At 69.0% G+C, this 17,643-nt stretch carries 16 protein-coding genes and 1 pseudogene; 9 read left to right on the forward strand and 8 right to left on the reverse strand.

The features are described 5' to 3' along the window. The first annotated feature begins 572 nt into the window (after nucleotides 1-572). From ACZ4SW_RS13680 to trxB, 3 genes are all read left to right on the forward strand, one after another. A complete protein-coding gene (locus tag ACZ4SW_RS13680; RefSeq protein ID WP_468241943.1) occupies nucleotides 573-767 on the forward strand; it encodes a hypothetical protein in 195 nt (64 codons plus the stop codon). Nucleotides 768-895: 128 nt separating this feature from the next. Then, nucleotides 896-1,471 (forward strand): ester cyclase, encoded by a 576-nt coding sequence (locus ACZ4SW_RS13685; protein WP_468241946.1) that lies wholly within the window; start codon nucleotides 896-898, stop codon nucleotides 1,469-1,471. A gap of 1,068 nt (nucleotides 1,472-2,539) precedes the next feature. After that, nucleotides 2,540-3,535, forward strand: coding sequence for a thioredoxin-disulfide reductase (trxB, locus tag ACZ4SW_RS13690; protein ID WP_468242028.1), 996 nt, complete (start codon nucleotides 2,540-2,542; stop codon nucleotides 3,533-3,535). Nucleotides 3,536-3,622: 87 nt separating this feature from the next. Here trxB and ACZ4SW_RS13695 read toward each other — a convergent pair whose 3' ends face one another. The 4 genes from ACZ4SW_RS13695 to ACZ4SW_RS13710 all read right to left on the reverse strand — a co-directional run bounded on the left by ACZ4SW_RS13695 (nucleotide 3,623) and on the right by ACZ4SW_RS13710 (nucleotide 8,072). Continuing rightward, complete coding sequence (locus ACZ4SW_RS13695) at nucleotides 3,623-4,339, reverse strand: alpha/beta fold hydrolase (protein ID WP_468241948.1); 717 nt, start codon at nucleotides 4,337-4,339, stop codon at nucleotides 3,623-3,625. Nucleotides 4,340-4,448: 109 nt separating this feature from the next. After that, nucleotides 4,449-5,297, reverse strand: a complete 849-nt coding sequence (locus tag ACZ4SW_RS13700) for an alpha/beta fold hydrolase (protein WP_468241950.1) — start codon at nucleotides 5,295-5,297, stop codon at nucleotides 4,449-4,451. Nucleotides 5,298-5,868: 571 nt separating this feature from the next. Then, nucleotides 5,869-6,879, reverse strand: coding sequence for an SLAC1 family transporter (locus tag ACZ4SW_RS13705; protein ID WP_468241953.1), 1,011 nt, complete (start codon nucleotides 6,877-6,879; stop codon nucleotides 5,869-5,871). A 176-nt stretch (nucleotides 6,880-7,055) separates the two neighbouring features. Then, on the reverse strand, nucleotides 7,056-8,072 hold the full coding sequence (locus tag ACZ4SW_RS13710) for an alcohol dehydrogenase (protein WP_468241955.1): 1,017 nt from the start codon (nucleotides 8,070-8,072) through the stop codon (nucleotides 7,056-7,058). Between the two features lie 324 nt (nucleotides 8,073-8,396). Here ACZ4SW_RS13710 and ACZ4SW_RS13715 point away from each other — a divergent pair, with 324 nt between their 5' ends. The 4 genes from ACZ4SW_RS13715 to ACZ4SW_RS13730 all read left to right on the forward strand — a co-directional run bounded on the left by ACZ4SW_RS13715 (nucleotide 8,397) and on the right by ACZ4SW_RS13730 (nucleotide 10,776). After that, nucleotides 8,397-8,969: a TetR/AcrR family transcriptional regulator gene (locus ACZ4SW_RS13715; protein ID WP_468241957.1), complete on the forward strand. Its 573-nt coding sequence runs from the start codon at nucleotides 8,397-8,399 to the stop codon at nucleotides 8,967-8,969. 256 nt (nucleotides 8,970-9,225) lie between these two features. Further along, on the forward strand, nucleotides 9,226-9,837 hold the full coding sequence (wrbA, locus tag ACZ4SW_RS13720; protein WP_468241960.1) for an NAD(P)H:quinone oxidoreductase: 612 nt from the start codon (nucleotides 9,226-9,228) through the stop codon (nucleotides 9,835-9,837). A 239-nt stretch (nucleotides 9,838-10,076) separates the two neighbouring features. Then, nucleotides 10,077-10,370: a muconolactone Delta-isomerase family protein gene (locus ACZ4SW_RS13725; RefSeq protein WP_468241962.1), complete on the forward strand. Its 294-nt coding sequence runs from the start codon at nucleotides 10,077-10,079 to the stop codon at nucleotides 10,368-10,370. 34 nt (nucleotides 10,371-10,404) lie between these two features. Next, entirely contained in the window at nucleotides 10,405-10,776 is a 372-nt protein-coding gene (locus tag ACZ4SW_RS13730) for a YybH family protein (protein WP_468241964.1), read from the forward strand. A 568-nt stretch (nucleotides 10,777-11,344) separates the two neighbouring features. Here ACZ4SW_RS13730 and ACZ4SW_RS13735 read toward each other — a convergent pair. From ACZ4SW_RS13735 to ACZ4SW_RS13745, 3 genes and pseudogenes are all read right to left on the reverse strand, one after another. Further along, on the reverse strand, nucleotides 11,345-11,587 hold the full coding sequence (locus tag ACZ4SW_RS13735; protein ID WP_468241967.1) for a hypothetical protein: 243 nt from the start codon (nucleotides 11,585-11,587) through the stop codon (nucleotides 11,345-11,347). A gap of 284 nt (nucleotides 11,588-11,871) precedes the next feature. Next, nucleotides 11,872-12,807: pseudogene (locus ACZ4SW_RS13740) on the reverse strand (IS481 family transposase); the annotation flags it as partial. Nucleotides 12,808-13,181: 374 nt separating this feature from the next. Continuing rightward, complete coding sequence (locus ACZ4SW_RS13745; protein WP_468241969.1) at nucleotides 13,182-14,243, reverse strand: alpha/beta fold hydrolase; 1,062 nt, start codon at nucleotides 14,241-14,243, stop codon at nucleotides 13,182-13,184. A gap of 577 nt (nucleotides 14,244-14,820) precedes the next feature. Between ACZ4SW_RS13745 and ACZ4SW_RS13750 the strand changes: the two genes are divergently transcribed. Both ACZ4SW_RS13750 and ACZ4SW_RS13755 read left to right on the forward strand, forming a co-directional pair. Further along, on the forward strand, nucleotides 14,821-15,381 hold the full coding sequence (locus ACZ4SW_RS13750; protein WP_445416369.1) for an NADPH-dependent FMN reductase: 561 nt from the start codon (nucleotides 14,821-14,823) through the stop codon (nucleotides 15,379-15,381). A gap of 277 nt (nucleotides 15,382-15,658) precedes the next feature. Continuing rightward, nucleotides 15,659-16,057 carry a 6-pyruvoyl trahydropterin synthase family protein gene (locus ACZ4SW_RS13755; RefSeq protein ID WP_468241972.1) on the forward strand — a complete coding sequence of 133 codons (399 nt, stop codon included), beginning with the start codon at nucleotides 15,659-15,661 and terminating at the stop codon, nucleotides 16,055-16,057. A 737-nt stretch (nucleotides 16,058-16,794) separates the two neighbouring features. Here ACZ4SW_RS13755 and ACZ4SW_RS13760 read toward each other — a convergent pair. Then, nucleotides 16,795-17,238, reverse strand: a complete 444-nt coding sequence (locus ACZ4SW_RS13760) for a VOC family protein (RefSeq protein ID WP_468241975.1) — start codon at nucleotides 17,236-17,238, stop codon at nucleotides 16,795-16,797. Nucleotides 17,239-17,643 lie beyond the last annotated feature (405 nt).

The following is a 17,643-nucleotide window of genomic DNA, read 5'->3' on the forward strand; positions in this document are numbered from 1 at the left end:
GTGACATCGGGATGTCGAAGGTCCGCGCACCCCTATCCGTCCGGCCGGGGCTCGGATGTGTCGCTGCGTGTCCCCGGACGGGCATGTGCGGAGCCGGGCGGGCGTTCTACCGACCCGACCGGCGCAGGTGTACAACGAGGCGGCGTGCCGGACGGCCTACGGCTCTTGGGTCTTGGGTGGGTCGGTCGCCCCTCGCGCCGCCGTGCCAGAGGAGCCGGAGAGAGCGCCCGGCCCCGGAGCGGCTCATGGGTCGCGGTCGCTTCAGGCCCCCGGAGCCGGGTCGGAGCGGTCGAACTTTCCGCTGGAGCCGGCTCGAGGCGGCTTGAGAGGGGGCCGACGTGAGCGGCGGCCGACTGTCTCTGTGTGTTGCAGCCTGCCCGGTGACGGCTTGCACGCGCTGCGGGGATCCGGCATTACGGCACCAGCGTGGAGTGGTGGCCGACGTCACGGTTGCCCTGCCCTAGTCACCACCTTGACAGGTGACGACCATGGGTGCACTGTGGCCGTGCTGCGCACGGAGGTGTGCGCCCGGCAACCCGTGGCCCTGGTGGCCCGACAGAGCGGAGAAGACCATGAGTGACGACAGCGTGGCGGACGTTGCCGCCGAGGCGAGGCGCGCGCGTTTCGGCAAGCTGCCCGAGCGCATCCGCCTCGAGGACATGACTGAGGAGCGGCAGGCTTCACCGAATGGCGGGCTCGCTGCTTTCTGCGACCCGGAGGGAGCGTGGCAGTACTTCTCCTGCCTGGCCCTGGATCTGGGGCTCTAGTGCGCGGCCCGGGGGTGGCAGGCGCCCCGCCGCCACGAACCCCGTCTCATGTTATTGACGGGTCAAGTAGTTTTCCCAGAGGTCCTGGACTCACCGGAGTGCCTGACTGGAGTCCCCGGTCCCCTGCAATGGAAGGCAAGATCACCATGGGAATTCCCGCGGCGGCCCTTGGTCACGCGCTCTTTCAGACCCTGGAGACGGGGGATTCCGCCCTGGCAGCCGAGGTGGTGCACGAGCAGTTCCACAACCGCGAAGCCGCTGTCTCGCCTCCCGCCTGCAGAATCGCGGGGCCGGCCGGCGTGCTCGCTTCGAGCGCCTGGATGCGCTACGCGTTCACCGATCTTCGGTTGCCCATCGACGAGGTCCTCGCCGACGACTCCCAGGTATGGGTGCGGCTGCACATGAAGGGCCGTCACACCGGTGCCTTCGTCCTGTTCAGGGGGGAAGATGTCGACCAGGTCGTGCCGCCCACCGGGCGGGAGATCGACTTCGAGCAGATTCACGTGCTCGACCTGCACGACGGAAAGGTCATCCGGCATCGAGCGGTGCGCGACGACATCACGATGCTCGGTCAGCTGGGCTTCTTCCCTCCCGGTCCTGTCGCCGCGGTGAGCATGCTGAGCTGGCGGATCACCGGGCGGGCCGCACGGGCCGCCTCCGAGGTCACGCAGCGGGCTGCCGAGGCCGCCCGGATGCTGCCGTAGGCGGGCAGGGGGTCCGGATCGAGGGCCGGGGAGAGGCCCGGCCCGCCCAGGCTGGCGTTCTTCCGGGGGAGTGGACGTCAAGGGTGTGCGGACTCCTCGGGAACTGCTTTGTCCGAAGCGTCGAGCAAACCGAACCGGTGCTCCCAGCGGCGGACGGCTCCGAACGTGACGCCGCGGACGGCGACGGAACATGGCCATCGCTGCGCGAACCGACTGCACCGCTCCACCTGCCGTACGGCGAGGAGGTCCGCACCCCGTAGATCTGGAAGGCCTGGCAGGGCATCGGGTGTGCCCTTGGCCGGGGCACCTGGGTCGACCTTCACGGGTCGCTGTCCGGTGTGTGTGGGGCCGGGCAGCCGCGCATACGACTGCGGCCACCGCCGGATTCGTCGAGCACGTCGGTGACCTGCCGGTCGGCTCGGGCAAGCCCTCGCCATCATCCGCACGCAGCGCCTCGGTTGACACCTGCTGTAACCAGGGAGCTTCCCCTCGGTGGCAACTGCCTCGTCCGCTCACGGGAGTTCCCGCGTAGATCACGGGGACAGCCTGTGGTGCGCTCCAAAGCAACTGCCCGTCTCTGGGCCCGAGCTGGGCCTGGCCGCCGACCGGCTCCGCGTGGTCGCCCTACGACAAGGAGTTCCGCCGCGAGGCGGCATCCGTGCTCGATGGCCCCGGCGCATCTCGTCCGGGACTCCCCGGCCGCCCAACGCCGCACCAAACGACCGCCGATGAGGTGGACGCCGTGTTGCCGAGAGGCCCAGAGGACCTTGGTACGGCTGAAGACGCGGAGGTGGACGTCGCGAAGCCCGGGTCCGTACCGGCCCTGCGCCCGTAGCTCGACATCCGCCGACGGTGTGCCCGGCGCCATCCCGGCAGGGACGAGCGCCGCCGCAGGGTCTCTCGTCTCCGCGGCGTCCCCGTCATGAGGCGTCCCTTCGTCGGTCGATCGTGATCCGCACCGGGCGGGGTGTGGGGCAAGGTGCAGCGGCAGCCGGCCGGGCTCAGTATGGAACGTGGCTGCCCCTGCGTGATTCCCAGCCTTGGCTTTTTTACGAGGTGGTGATCGACATGTCTGATGACGTCCGTGACGTCATCATCGTCGGTGCCGGTCCGGCCGGTTGCACCGCCGCGGTCTACGCGGCGCGTGCCGAACTGCGCCCCCTGGTCTTCGAGAGCGCCGTTTCGGTCGGCGGCGCTTTGATGAACACGACCGACGTGGAGAACTACCCAGGCTTTCCCGAAGCGGTGCACGGCCCCGACCTCATGGACAGGATGAGGTCACAGGCAGAGCGCTTCGGTACCGATTTCGTGCCCGACGACGTGGTGGAAACGCGGCTTACGGGCGAGGTGAAGGAGGTGGTGGACGCGAGCGGAGCGACCCACCGGGCCAGGGCGGTGATCCTTGCGACAGGATCCCGGTATCGGCGGCTGGGCCTGGAGAACGAGCAGCGGCTGTCGGGCCGCGGCGTGAGCTGGTGTGCCACGTGTGACGGGTTCTTCTTCCGGGACCAGGAGATCGTGGTCGTCGGCGGGGGCGACTCCGCCTTGGAAGAGGCGACCTTCCTCACCAGGTTCGCCCGCCGGGTGACCGTCGTCCACAGGCGTGACAGGCTTCGAGCGTCGAAGATCATGCAGGAGCGCGCGCGACGCGACGAGAGGATCGACTTCGTCTGGAACAGTGAGGTGGTGGACATCCTCGGGCAGGACAGGGCCACTGGTGTCCTGCTGCGTGCGGTGGACAGCGGGGAGGTCAGGCTCCTGCCCGTGACCGGCGTCTTCATCGCCATCGGGCATGATCCGCAAGTCGGCTTGTTCGAGGGGCAGATCGCCCTCGATCACGCTGGCTACGTAGCTGTGGAGGGCCGTTCCACACGCACCAACCTGGACGGCGTCTTCGCGTGCGGTGACGTGGTCGATCACGAGTACCGGCAGGCCGTGACGGCGGCAGGCAGCGGATGTTCCGCTGCCCTGGACGCGGAGAGGTATCTGTCGGCGCTGACCGGCTGCGCCAGTTGTGAAGAGGCGCGCCTGGAGGCCACTGCCGTGGCGGAGCTGGTGCACTGAGGTCTCAGCGGCCGCGGAACGCGGCATCGGTCGTCGTCTCCGTGACGGCCTGGCGACGACCGATGTCAGGGCGGTGGTGGTGCCGGGTCAGCCGGCGATGGCCCGGGAGGCCCGCTCGATGATGTGCGCGACCGCGGTGGGCTGGGAGACGGAGACGGCGTGGGAGGCGCTGACCTCCGTGGTGTGCGCCCGGGCGCGTTCGGACATGAAACGCTGCGCGGCCGGCGGGATGTTGAAGTCCTCCGTGGCGATCAGACTCCACGAGGGAACGGTCTTCCAGGCGGCGGCGGTGGCCTTCTCCTCCAGGGCGGAGGCGGTGATCGGGCGCTGGGTGGCGGCCATGAGGTCGGTGACGGGCGCGGGCACGTCGGCAGCGAACTGCTGGTGGAACGCGTCGGCCTTGATGTACAGGTCTGTCTCGGTTCCGGTGCTGACCGAGTCGAGGTTGGGTCCGAGGGTGCTGCCGGGGAACCTGCCGGACAGCTCCAGCGCGCTCTCGCCGGACTCTGGGATGAACGCGGCGACGTAGACGAGCGCTTTGACGTGAGGGTTGCCCTCGGCGGCCTGGCTGATCACGGCGCCTCCGTAGGAGTGGCCCGCCAGCACGAGGGGCCCGTCGAGGCTGTCGAGGAAGTCGCTGAGATAGCCGGCGTCGTGGGCCAGCCCTCGCAGCGGGTTGGCCGGCGCCACCACCGGGTGGCCCTCCTGCCGCAGCCGCTCGATGACGCCGTTCCAGCTGGAAGCGTCCGCGAAGGCCCCGTGCACCAGCACGACAGTGGGCGTGTTCTCGGAGGTGCTGCTCATGGTGGGGTCGTCTCCTTCTTCATCGGTGGCGCGATGGATGGCGCCTTCTTCTGTGGTACCCGCCCCGTCCCTTCGGGGCTCGGTATGGAGTTGGCGTGTGAGACGGGCTTCAGCGGACGGTGGCGTCAGCGGCCTGCTCGATGATGCGGGTGACAGCGGTCGGGTGGGAGACGGAGACGGCGTGGGAGGCGCTGATCTCGGTGGTGCGGGCGTGCGCCCGGTGGGCCATGAAGCGCTGGGCGGCCGGGGGGATGTTCTTGTCCTCGGTGGTGATCAGGTCCCAGGAGGGAATGGCCTTCCAGGCGGTGGTGGTGGCCTTCTCCACGAGGGCGGAGGCGGCGACGGGGCGCTGGGTGGCGGCCATGAGGTCGGTGACGGACCTGGGTACGTCGGCTGCGAACTGGTCGTGGAACTTGTCGGCCTTGATGTACAGGTCGGTGCCGGGGGTTCCGTCGGAGCCGGGGTAAGGCACGGAGTTGAGGGTCGACGCGAGAGTGGAGCCGGGGAACTTGTCGGAGAGTTCCAGCGTGCTCTCGCCCTTGTCGGGGGCGAAGGCGGCGATGTACACGAGGGCCTTGACGTTCGGGTCGCCGGTGGCGGCCTGGCTGATTACGGCGCCTCCGTAGGAGTGGCCGACGAGGATGACGGGTCCGCGGACGCTCGCCAGGACGCTGTGGATGTAGCCGGAGTCGTCGGCCAGCCCGCGCAGGGGATCGGCGGGGGCAATGACGGGATAGCCGTCGTGCTCGAGTCGCTTCACGACGCCGTTCCAGCTGGAGGCGTCCGCGAAGGCGCCGTGCACCAGGACGACGGTGGGTTTGGTCGGCCGCGTGTGGTGTTCGGCCTTGGCCGCGTTGGCTGGGGCGGTGAAGGCCAGGGTCAGGGCGGAGACTGCCACGACGGCGCCGAGGACGGCGACGCCGGTGCGGGGTGAGCGGAAGACGGTCTTGGGGTTCATGCTGTTTCTCCTTGGCGCTTGACATACGAGGTTGGCGGCTTCCGCCGGTGCGGTTGCCGTCTGAGGCGATGTCAGAAACATAGTGCCCTATTTGATTGTGCACAACTTAATCGCATGCAAGCTTCCTTTGGGTGGGCGGCCTTTCCGGGGCAGCCGGGGACATAACCCGCGAAGGGCGCGCAGTCGGGGTTCGGCAGGTAGGGGGGCCGCCGAGGCAAGAGGGATGTGGTGCGTCTCGCCTGCCGGGAGGGCGGCTCAGCCGGGACGGCGTCCCGCACGCGCTCCGGCCTGGCCGGAGGGTGGCAGCGCTGCCATCCCCGGCACGGAAACAGCCCTGTAGGAGGTTCACTCAGTCCGCGGGTGCCCCTTGCTTGCCCGGCTGCCGTTTCGTCAGGCCTGCGTCGCGCAGACTGGTTGCGCTCGGTGTCTGCAGGGGCCGGGCTTCGTTCTCCGACGGCCCTCGCGCATGGTGTCGCTGCCGCCACTCACGACTGTTCGTGGGTGCGGTAGGAATGCCCCAACAGCGGTGGGGGCAGGTGAATTGACGTGAAGTCACCGTGTTCCGTCGCGATCATGCTCTCCGGGCAGGATCCAGGCCGGTCGAGCCGCGGGCGGCCCCGGCTGTGTGCCGCAGGGTCGCGGCCGACAGCAGGACGAGTGCGCCGGTGGCCGGGGCCAGCAGCGCCCAGGTGAGAACCGGGTAGGCCGGGCTCCGGGTTGCGGCGATCAGCCGGATGGTGAAATTCGTGCTCGCGGCTACAGGGAAGCTGTAGACCCACAGTCCGGGATGGAAGGACGGTTGACGCAGCTCGGGAAGAAGGAAGCCGACGAGGAGGACGGTGAAGAGCAGGGTGCCCGCGAAGCCGTAACCGACCGGGCCGAAGAGGCCCTTGTGGGCCGCGGTCCATGCGATGCCGCCGGTCGCCGGTGGAATGGTCAGGACCGTCAGGACGGGACGCGCCGGCTGGGGGAGGGGCCCGGTGGTGATGAGGCTGCCCAGGATGACGGTGCCGAACGTCAGCCAGTAGAGCAGCCCGATCGCGAACGACGCGTCGGCGATGCCGGGCAGCTTGAGCGTCGACGCGGTGGCGCTCGCGATGAACGGGGCGGAGGAGACCGGCAGCAGATATCCCGGGTGCAGGAGTGTGGCGCTGAGTGAACCGGTGAGCCAGTGGGCCAGCAGTCGTGCGGCGACCAGAACGGCGAAGGCGGTGAACACCGCGTACGCCCACCGGGCCTCGTCGGTCCCGAACCGGGAGAAGTGACCGGCGACGAGCATGCCGATGATGGGGACGTAGGAGATCGCGAAACCCTGAGCCGGATGGCGGATGTCATGGCGGAGGTTGTGCCACCTGGCCCCTCCCTGGCGCAGGTACTGGATCAGCAGTACCAGCCACACCAGGGCGCTGATCGCGTAGAGGGCGTCGCTGACCGGCAGGGCCGCCGGATGGACGGTCGCCGATGCCTGCCAGGCGCCACCCAGACCCGCGGTGCCGAGGGAGATGGACAGCAGACCGATCCGGTCCGCTCGGAGCGCGTGTCCGTCGGAGCCGGTCGGAAGTTCGACCGGTGGTGCGGACACGGAGTGGGAGTCCTTTGCCGTGGTGTTGGTCATCAAGAGCCTTGAGGAGGCCCGTCCGCTCGGACGGGCGGGAACGGAGGTGCCGGCTGACGATCGTGGCGGCTCGGCCGCGCAGGCGGGAGCCGTCGGAGCCCGCCCGCACGGCACCGTGAGGCCTTGCCTTGGCGGTCGGTAGCTCAGGCCGCCGTGTCGAGCACGACGCGGAAACGGGCCTTGCCCGACAGCATCCGCTCGTACCCCTCCACTGCCTGTTCGAAGGGCAGTACCTCCAGGCTGGGACGAATGCCGTGGGCGAGGCTGAAGGCGAGGTTGTCCTCGTTCTCGATGGAGGAACCGGTCAGACTGCCGGCGATGGAGCGGGTGCCGAAGATCAGGTCGGGAGTCGAGACGGTCAGCGGGTCGGGTGCGGCACCGACCACGATCAGCTTGCCGTTCGGGGCCAGACCGCGCACCAGCGGATTCATCGAGGCGCCGCTGGAGGCGGTGGCGACGATGATCGAGGCGCCCCCCAGATCGCGCAGTGCGGCCCCCGGGTCGGTGCTGGTGCTGTCGATGTACTCGTGCGCGCCCATCTGACGAGCGAGGGCCTCCTTCTCCTCGCCCCGTGCCACGGCCGCGACCCTGTAGCCCAGGCTGCGCGCGTACTGCAGGGCCAGGTGTCCGAGGCCGCCGATGCCCTGCACCGCCACCAGGGTCCCCGCCCGGGCGTGGCCCTGCTGCAACGCGGCGAACGTGGTCAGGCCGGCGCACAGGAGCGGAGCGGCGTCCAGGGCCTCGATGCCCTCGGGAACCCGCACCAGTCCGCTCGCCCGGGCATAGGCCACCTCCGCGTAGCCGCCGTCGGTCGTCGTTCCGGTCTGCGCCTGGTTCAGGCAGTTGACGAAGTCACCCCGGCGGCAGGGCTCGCACTCCCAGCAGTGCCCGTTCAGGAAGCCGACGCCGACGCGGTCACCTGGCTGCCAGGCGGTGACGCCGGCCCCGAGGGCGTCGATGACGCCGACGATCTCGTGGCCCGGTACGACGGGCCGCGACGGGTCGGGTCGCAGGCCCTCTACGGCCAGCACGTCGGTGTGGCAGATACCACATGCCTGTACCCGTATCCGGACGTGCCCCGGCGCCGGGTCGGCCAGCTCACGTTCGACCAACCGAAGGTTGTGGACTCCAGTGGCCTCAAAGGCCCGATAGGTAGACATGCTCTAGCTCCTGGGTGGGTGTGGCGAAGCAATGCCCCGCCAGGGGGGCAGGGGCCGGCCCTCGAGGCCGCTGCGGCCGCGCGCCGTCCATCCCCATGGACTCGGACGTGGACGACGGCGTGACGGTTTGAATATGACCGGTCGACTTAGCTGGAGTCAAGCCGACTTGGCCGACGGGCCGGACCGGCGCCGCCGTATGCCCCTCACACCGCTGGGCCCGTGTGCCGGGGCGTCGCTCGTCAGCAGCGCTCTTCCGGAGGGCCGACGCGTCTTGGTTGACGCCGCGCAAGGCGACCGGCCATATTGAATGGGAGGTGATTCAGGATGGGGCGTGCGTCCAAACGCGAGGAGATCGCACAGGCGGCCCTGCGGCAGTTCCACGCGCAGGGCTTCAACGCCACCGGCATCAACGACATTACCCAAGCCGCCGGCGTCCCCAAAGGCTCCTTCTACAACCACTTCTCCAGCAAGGAGGAGAGTGCTCTGGAGGCGCTGGCCCGGTATGCCGGCACTCTGCGTTTCGACATGCTCGAAGAGCCCGGGCGCCCCCCGCTGGAGAGGCTGCGGACGCACTTCGAGTACCTCGGCAGGGACACGCTCGACAACGGGTTCGTTCGCGGGTGCCTCGTCGGCAACCTCGGCGCGGAAGTGGCGGATCACAACGAGGAGATACGCTCGGCCGTCCAGCGCGGTTTCGACCGCTGGGCCGCGCACATCCAGCGGGTGCTCGTCGAGGCCCAGGAGGCCGGTGATGTCGACAGCGCTCTCGACACGACGGCCACCGCGCTGTTCATCCTGAGCGCCTGGGAGGGGACCCTGATCACGGCCCGGGCGCACAAGTCTGAGGCGCCGGTTGAGGCGTTCTTCCGTACCGTCTTCGACGTCGTCCTGCGATAGGACCGCTCGCTCCACACTGCGTCGCTCGGCCCGCTCGCCGTCCGTAGTCGACCGCGGCCGGTCACAGCGGCCTCGCGCGCGACATCTGCTGATCTCTGGCCCCGGCCGCTGGGGGAGCCGGGCGAAGTCGAGAGGGAAAAGCCAGGCGCTTGACTCAAGTAGACCGGTCGTCTAGTTTTTAGGCGACCGGTCGGCTAATGCGAAGGTCGATCGGCCCCGCCTTATCGATCACATCCCACTGAAGCGGAGCATCGCGATGACTACCCCTGTCAAGCTCGCCATCGTCTACTACTCGTCCACCGGCACGATCGCGGAGATAGCCAACGAACTCCATGACGCCGGTGTCAAGGCGGGTGCCGAAGTCCGTCTGCTCAAGGTCGCCGAGCTCGCCCCCCGGGCCGCCATCGAGTCCAACCCCGCCTGGGCGGCCAACCACGCGGCCACCGCCGCTATCCCCGAGGCCACCGCGCAGGACATCGAGTGGGCCGACGCCGTCATCTTCGGCACCCCCACCCGCTTCGGCAACGTCTCCTCGCAGCTCAAGCAGTTCATCGACACGCTCGGCGGCCTCTGGGCCGAGGGCAAGCTGACCGACAAGGTCTACAGCGGCTTCGTCTCCACCGCCACCGCCCACGCCGGCCACGAGTCCACCCTCCTGGCCCTCTACAACTCCGTCCACCACTTCGGCGGCATCATCGTCTCGCCGGGCTTCACCGACCCCGCGAAGTTCACCGACGGCAACCCCTACGGCACCTCCCACGCCGACGGCCAGGGCACCAACCCCGTCGACGAGGTCACCCGCACCGCCGCACGCATCCAGGCCGAGCGCGTCGTCAAGGTCGCCGGCAAGCTGAAGGCCGCCGCCTGATCGCACCACCGGACGTGGACCGGCAGGCGGCCGACCAAGGCCGCCGGCAGGTTCGGGGCCGTACGGGCCCCACCACGACATGCCGGACGAGCGGGCGCGTCCCCCCGCCGTCCGGCGGTGACAGACCGACCGCATCTCCAACGCTGCGGTACCAGCCCGTCAGGGGATGCAGAGGCATCCTCACGCCCGAGAGGCTGCGCCTGCCGATGCCGGGTCAGAACCAGAAAGGACGAAAGACGATGAAGGAGTTCCTGGTCGTGCTCACCACGACCGTTCCTGAGGGGACGGATCCGGAGGAGGTCACGCGGCGCCGTGCCGCCGAAGCCGTCCGCGCCAGGGAACTGGCGGCCACCGGTCACCTCGGCCGGCTGTGGCGTCCCGTCGGTGAGCTGCGCAGCATCGGCCTGTGGCGCGCCGACGACGAGGCCGACCTGCGCGAGAAGGTGCTCGGCACGCTGCCCCTGTGGCCTTGGATGACCGCCGAGATCACCGCGCTGCAGCCGCATCCAAACGACCCGGGCACCACCAGCTGACCCACGACTTTCAGGCCGTAGCCAGGAGGCAACCATGAACGGCACAGCAGCACAGGAAGCCATCGTGCGTGGCGTGATGGACCGGTGGAAGTCCGCGGTCGACGCGCACGAACCGCAGCAGATCGCCTCGCTCTTCACCGAGGACGCCATCTTCCAGGGACTCCACCCCTACAGCGTCGGCCGTCCGGGCGTCGCTGACTACTACGATTCCCAGCCGGTGGGGCTGAGAGCCGACTACCGCGTGCTGGAGACACGCGGGCTGGCGGAGGGCGTCCTGCTCGGTTACCTGGGTGTCGACTTCTCGTTCACCGACAGGCCCACCCTCCAGGTCACTCTCAGCGTGGTGCTCAGGCGCATCGAGGACCAGTGGTACCTCTCCCATTACCAGGTGTCCAAACTCGGCTGACGGTTCGTTTGAAGGCCTCGTTCGACTCGCGGGTCAGCGCAGTGGCCCTCCTCGGGTGAACCTGTCGACAAGTCGCCGGGAGCCGAGCGTGAGTTTGTAGCTGGGCGGAGGTTGCGTCGAGAGGGCGAGGACGACGGGCGCCCACGCTGGCCGCGGTCGTCCACACGGTGCGGACGACCGCGGCCGACGCGCCGGGGCGTTGGTGCCCAGCGGACCGTGGCGAAGTGTGTTCAGGCCGCGAGAACCCTCCGGCCTCCTGACCTCGTCCAAGGCGCGGTAGCCCGTCAGACGGCCCGGACACTGGCGAGACGAGTGCCGCCGGGGCGAAGACATGCATACGCCGGTACACCGTGTCGCCGGCCCGGCCAGACGGCCTCATGGCCTGACGTAGGCGTCGACCACCCACCCCGGCTGACCCTTCCTGTGGGGCGCCGGTGAGAAGTTCGCCAGTGCTTGGGACATGGATCGCCTCGCCGCGGGCTGCGGCGAAGGCCTCACCGCAGCCGAACGCGGTCCAAAGGCGTTCGCCACGGCCGCCTGAGAAGCCGACATCGTCGGACCGTCCGCGTCAGCCCATGCCATGATCGAGGAACTCCATGCGCCTGTCGGGCTCATCAGCCGGTACACCGACGATCAGCACGTTCTGCACACTGAATGTTCCTGAGTGGTCGTAGCTCGCGATGGGCGTCTCACCGGTCTGCCGGGCGATGTCCTTTCGTGGTCTGTTGTCCGTGAGCCGGAAGGCCTCCGCGAGGGGTGTGCGGGTGACGCCCAGATGCACCATACGGAAGCCGATGAACTTGTCGATCACTTCCCATCGTCGATGACTTCCCCTGCACCCACGGTGTCAGGCAGCGAACGCAGGTGTCAGAAGCGGACTTCGTGGCCGGTGCCGCCCTATGGTGTCCCAGGCAGCGGCCCCGCTCCTGGCGGCCCGGCCCCCTTCGCAGAGCGCCCGTACGTCCCCGCTGCGGGTCCACTCGACACACTTGACGTCGATCTGGAGCTCGAAGTGGGGGCCTTCCGTTCCACAGCGCGGCCGGGGTCGGCCGGCAGTCGATGCAAGACGTACGAGCGCAGCGGTGACGCCGCCCAGCTGTGTTGTCCGGACAGGTTGGTGACGCGGCTTGCTGGTGGTTGGCCGCCGATGCCGGTGTGGGGTCGGTGGTGGTTGTACTAATCCAGCCAGTCGGGAAACGCTGCCTGCCGCTCGGTTTCTGAGGTGTAGGGCCGGTGGTAGGCCCATTTCTCGAGCAGGGTGCGGTGGAGGCGTTCGACCTTGCCGTTCGTCTGGGGCCGCCAGGGCCTCGTCCGGCTGGGGCTGATGCCCAGTTGGTGGCAGGTCTGCCGCCAGGTGTTCTTGGAATAGGCCCAGGCGTTGACGGTCAGGACCCGTTCGACCGTGATGCCCTGGGCGGCGAACCAGGCGGTGGCACGGGTGAGGAAGCCGGCGCAGGTCGGCCCGGTCTCGTCGGGCAGGTCCTCGGCGTAGGCCAGGCGGGAGTGGTCGTCCAGGGCGGTGTGCAGGTAGGCGTAGCCGGTCCCGGCCCGGTTGCGGCGTCCTTCGGCACGGCCCTGGGTGCGGTGCCCGCCGCCGTCGGGGATACGGCCGAGTTTCTTGACGTCGATGTGCACCAGTTCGCCGGGCCGGGAGCGTTCGTAGCGGCGTACGGGTTCGCCGGTGGCGCGGTCGCAGGCGGCCAGAACGGGCAGCTGGTGGCGGCCCAGGATACGGTGAGCGGCCGCACCGGGCCGCCAGGCGGACCGGTCCGGTCCGGTGCTCGCGGCGCAGGCCTACCACCTGCGCTTCGGTGGCTGGTGACGTGCGCCGTGGCTGGCGGTGTGGGCGGCTGGAGCGGTCGTGCATGCCCTCGGCGCCCACTGCCGGTAACGGCCGGCCCGTCGGGCGGCGGTGGTGTGACTGACCTGAAAGCGTTCCGGGACCCGCCGCAGCCGCCAGCCGTCGTCCACGACACACCGGGCCGGACGCAGCCTGCCGGCCGGCGTCAGCGGGGCATTACGGTGGGACACGAGGGCCACCTGCGGTCGGGCGTAGATGTCGCAATCCACACCGAACCCAGAAGGCCCTCACCTGTTCAAGCACCCAGCACGCGTGTCACCAACGTCCCGGGACAGCACACCTGGCGCGCTGCCGCGCCGGGCCGTTCGGTATTGAGCGGGAACCGCCCCGCGCACGCGTGGGGCGGCGCAGCCCCGAGTGGACCGGCCGCCGTACGCCGGGGAGTGTGATTGCAACGCCGCTCCCTGTCTGCCCGGGAGGCGATTGAGGGGGCTTTGCCGACACGGCATTCTGTTCGGTCAACGCGCGTACCGTATCCCAGGGTTGATGACGGTGGCAGCCGATTGCCCCGCGATCCGCCAGGGGCGCTTCAGGAGTGGTCGACTCAGAAGTGGTCGACGTCGACGACGGCCTGGGCGAAGGCGGTGGGCGCCTCCTGCGGCAGGTTGTGGCCGATGCCGGACAGCGTCCGGTGCTCGTACTTGCCGGTGAAACGGTCGCGGTAGGAGATCCCGTTGCCGGGCGGGGTGAACGGGTCGCGCTCGGCGTCGAGGGTGATGGTGGGCACCTCGATGAGGGGGCGGGTGGCGAGTTGCTTCTCGTAACGGTCGTAGCGGCGCTCGCCGTCGGCGATGCCGATCCGCCAGCGGTAGTTGTGGATCACGATAGCCGCGTAGTCGGGGTTGTCGAAGGCGGTGGCCGTGCGCTCGAACGTGGCGTCGTCGAAGTGCCACGTCGGTGACACGGTGTCCCAGACGAAACGGCACAGGTCGTGCCGGTCCTTTTCGTCCTCCATGGCGAGGCGGCCTCGCTCGGTGGCGAAGTACCACTGGTACCACCAGGTGTGCTCCGACGCGGCAGGCTGTGGCTTCTTCTGCGCCTCGACGTTGGTGATGATGTAACCGCTCACCGACACCAGAGCCTTGACACGTTCGGGCCACAGCGCCGCGATGATGTCGGCGGTGCGCGAACCCCAGTCGAATCCGGCGAGGAGTGCCTTCTCGATCTTGAGAGCGTCCATCAGGGCGATGATGTCGAGGGCGATCGCCGACTGCTGGGCGTTGCGGAACGTTCGGGAGGACAGGAAGCGAGTCGTTCCGTGGCCGCGCAGATAGGGCACGATGACGCGGTAGCCCTGGTCGGCGAGGAGGGGGGCGACGTCGACGTAGCTGTGGATGTCGTAGGGCCAGCCGTGCAGGCAGATGACGACCGGGCCGTGAGCAGGGCCCGCCTCCGCGTAACCGACGTCCAGCAGGCCCGCTTTGACGTGCTTCAGCTTGGCGAAGGATGTGTGCGTGCCAGGTGTCACCGTGGGAATGGTCGGCGCGGGCGTGCCGCCGGCCGGGTGCGGGGCGGCGGAGGCGTTCGGGACCCCCTGGATACCGGCGAGCGCGAACGCGCCGGTGCCCAGGCCGGCGGCCTTGTTGAACGTACGCCTGTTGATCATGAGAACCATCCGTTGTGGAGGGCGGGGTGGGTGTCATAGAAGGCCGGGCCACGAGGCCGTTCCGGCCGCCGTGGTGCGGCTGCGGCACGACTGTTCCACGCCGCGCGTCACCTGTCAAACAGGTGATGAATTATCGCTCAGGTTGGGCGGGATGGCACCTCGAGATCTGCGTTCGCTCATCTGCGTTCGGCGTGAGCTGCGGCTTCGCCCTCCGCGCTGTCTGACCGGTGATGTGTGCGGCCGAAGTGTGCCGCTTCCCGTGAGGGCTGCCACTCGGGCCTCGGCTGCCGTGTTCGCGCGGGCGTTGAAGCTCCGATAAGGCTGGACGCCGTGTCGGCCCGCTGGTCCGTGTGTGGGGTGGCCTGGCCGTCCGGGCTGCTGCCGACCGTGGGGCGCGATGCTGCGCGGACGCCGGGCGCGTAGGTGTGCCATGCGATCCGATGTCGTGAACCGGAGGTGCGGTCTGGCCCTGAACTGCTTGACTCGTCAACCATTCAGGTATCTACTTGTCGCAGCAAGTATTTCCTACTGGGCCGAGCTCTGTTCGCGCTGCAGTTGATTCATGAAAGGCGCCATCATGACCAAGATCGGTATCATCGTCGGAAGCACCAGGCCGGGGCGCAACGGTGAGGCGGTCGCCCGCTGGGTGCACGAGGTCGCCGCCCAGCGCACGGACGCCGAGTTCGAGATCGTCGACTTGCTGGACTACAAGCTCCCCGTCCTGGACGAGGCCTACCCGGCCACCCTGGGCAACTACACCCAGCCGCACACCCAGGCCTGGGCCGAGAAGATCGCTTCCTTCGACGGCTACATCATCGTCACACCCGAGTACAACCGCTCCGTGCCGGGGGCGCTGAAGAACGCGCTGGACTTCCTCTACGCCGAGTGGAACAACAAGGCCGTCGGCTTCGTCGCCTACGGTTCGGTCGGTGGCAGCCGTGCCGTGGAGCACCTGCGCGGCATCGCCGGCGAGCTGCAGATGGCCGACGTCCGTGCTCAGGTGGCACTCTCGCTCTTCACCGACTTCGAGAACTTCAGCGTCTTCAAGCCGGCGGACGTCCAGCGCGAGACGCTCATCACCACGCTGGACCAGGTCGTGGCCTGGTCGAAGGCTCTTGCGCCGCTGCGCGCCAGCTGAAACCCTCACCCGCTCAGCCCCGGGTGTTCTCGCCTGAGCGTGAAAGGCGGCAGGGGGCGATGCCGTCTGTGGTCGTTCCGCACATGCGGAACGACCACACACGGCGCACCTGGGGTCAGGGGGCGCCGAGATGTCGCCCCGGATTCTCCGGTCCTTTGCCGAGTCGGACTCGGCGCAAAGCACGGCCGGCTGAAACGGTGAGGACTGCGTATCCGTGTGTCGAGTGCCCTCGCGCCGCCCGGCGGGGATGCATATGTGCCGAACCTGGAGGGTCGCCTTGTTCAGTGTCACCGTTCGTGATCACATCATGATCGCCCACAGCTTCCGGGGGGAGGTGTTCGGTCCCGCGCAACGGCTGCACGGAGCCACGTTCGTGGTGGACGCCACCTTCCGGCGTGAGCACCTGGACGACGACAACATCGTCGTCGACATCGGTCTGGCCGCCCAGGAGTTGGGCGCTCTGGTCAGCGAGCTGAACTACCGCAACCTCGACGACGAGCCGGACTTCGACGGAATGAACACCTCGACGGAATTCCTGGCGAAGGTCATCGCAGACCGGCTCGCCGAACGGATCCACGAGGGCGCCCTGGGCGAGGACGCCAGGTCCCTGGCCGGTGTCGCCGTCACGCTGCACGAATCGCATGTGGCCTGGGCGAGTTACGAGCGTGCGCTGTGACGGCCACAGCCCGCGGTGTGGCCATGCCCGCCTGAATCGCGGTCTGCCGGAGCCTCACACGGCATGCTGCCGCCATTCCGCGACGCGGCGGACGGCTCCGCACACTCCGCGCCCTTCCAGGGCACGAGCGAATGCCCTGAATTTTCGCCGTCGGTGAGGGTGATGTTCAGCTTGGCGTCCGCGCCGTACGCGGGTGCTGGTCGAGGCGGCCGACGCCTTCATCCGCATGTCGACGCCAGACGCGCGCAGCTCGTCGGCGAATGGCTCCGCACGGGTCAGCAGTCCCTCGCCACGGACCAGCTGGGGGGCACTTGCCCGCCGAGCCTCTGCCGCACAGTGGCCGGTTCGACGGCCACCACGCCACCCTCCAACCATGAGACGGCCGGGCAACCCGGTTGGCGTCGGCGGCCTCACGGTTGGTCCTGGGAGGGTCCGGCGATGCGCGGCACGGCGATGCCGCTGCTGGTGCACCGGCCACGCGCTGTGCTGGGCGGTGTCACCGTCGGAGGGGCGCTGCTCGCCGAGCGGTTCCCCCTTCACGATCACGTGCTCAGCCTCGCGGTGCCGCCCCATCGGCCATACTGCTCGCCGGCCGGTCGGGCCCCTGCGAGGGATCGCGTCGCAGGGGCGTGAAGTGTGGGCCGTTACCGCTCGTGTACTCCGTCGGTTTGCCGCTCCCCGGAAAGCGGCTTTGCCGGGCCTGCTGCCCTCAGTCGGCTCTTCATGTTGCTCGCCTCTCAGCGGCCGGGGAGGCGTGTGGTGACTTCCTGGAGGACCCAGCCATTGCCGTCGGGGTCGTTGAAGGCGGCGAAGGAGCCGTAACTGGCGCGCTCGGGGTGGGTGCCGCTGACCCGGCCTTCCTCGGTGCCGCGATGGAACACGCCGTCAGCGTCGTGAAAGATCTCGCCCATGTCGATGCCGCGGGCGACGAGGTCTGCGTGAGCGGCCTCGATGTCCGCGACGACGAGGTGCAGGCCCTGTACGGCGCCGGGCGCGGCTGTCGTGACCCCGGTGCCGAAGAGGATGGAGCACTGGGAGCCAGGGGGTGTCAGGTGCACGACCCGATAGGTGTCGTCGGCCACGTAGTCCACGTCGAGGCGGAAACCCGCGGCTTCGTAGAAGGCTTTGGCCCGGTCGACGTCTGAGACGGGCAGCACCACGACTTCGAGTTTGAGGTCCATCTGCGCTTTCACTCCCATGGGCGGAGGCGTCGCACATCCCAGTGCGTCACCGATCTGAATGGTGACGAGATGGTGTCAGCCCGTTACGTCACCTGTCAAACTGGTGATGTACTCGCTCGTTCGTACCGGACGCGGAGGGGAAGCGGCTCGCTTCGTTTGCGTGAACGCGTGCATGTGCTGGACGTCTTCGGGAGGAGCGTGCCCAGCCCGCAAAGTCGTCGGAGAGGTGATCGACGGGACGGGAGTGAGGGTGGCTCCCTCCCCGGACGTCGCCCGCGCATCATCGATGCTCTGCGCCGCGCAGGCCGATCGAGTCCTGGTCGGCAGGCGTGGGCCCGGTCAGCCGGCGTGCCTGGGCGGCGGTTGAGGGGCGCGGAGTCGGCCTGCGTACAGCGGCACAGGCAT

This window comes from Streptomyces sp. NPDC028331, assembly GCF_055565775.1.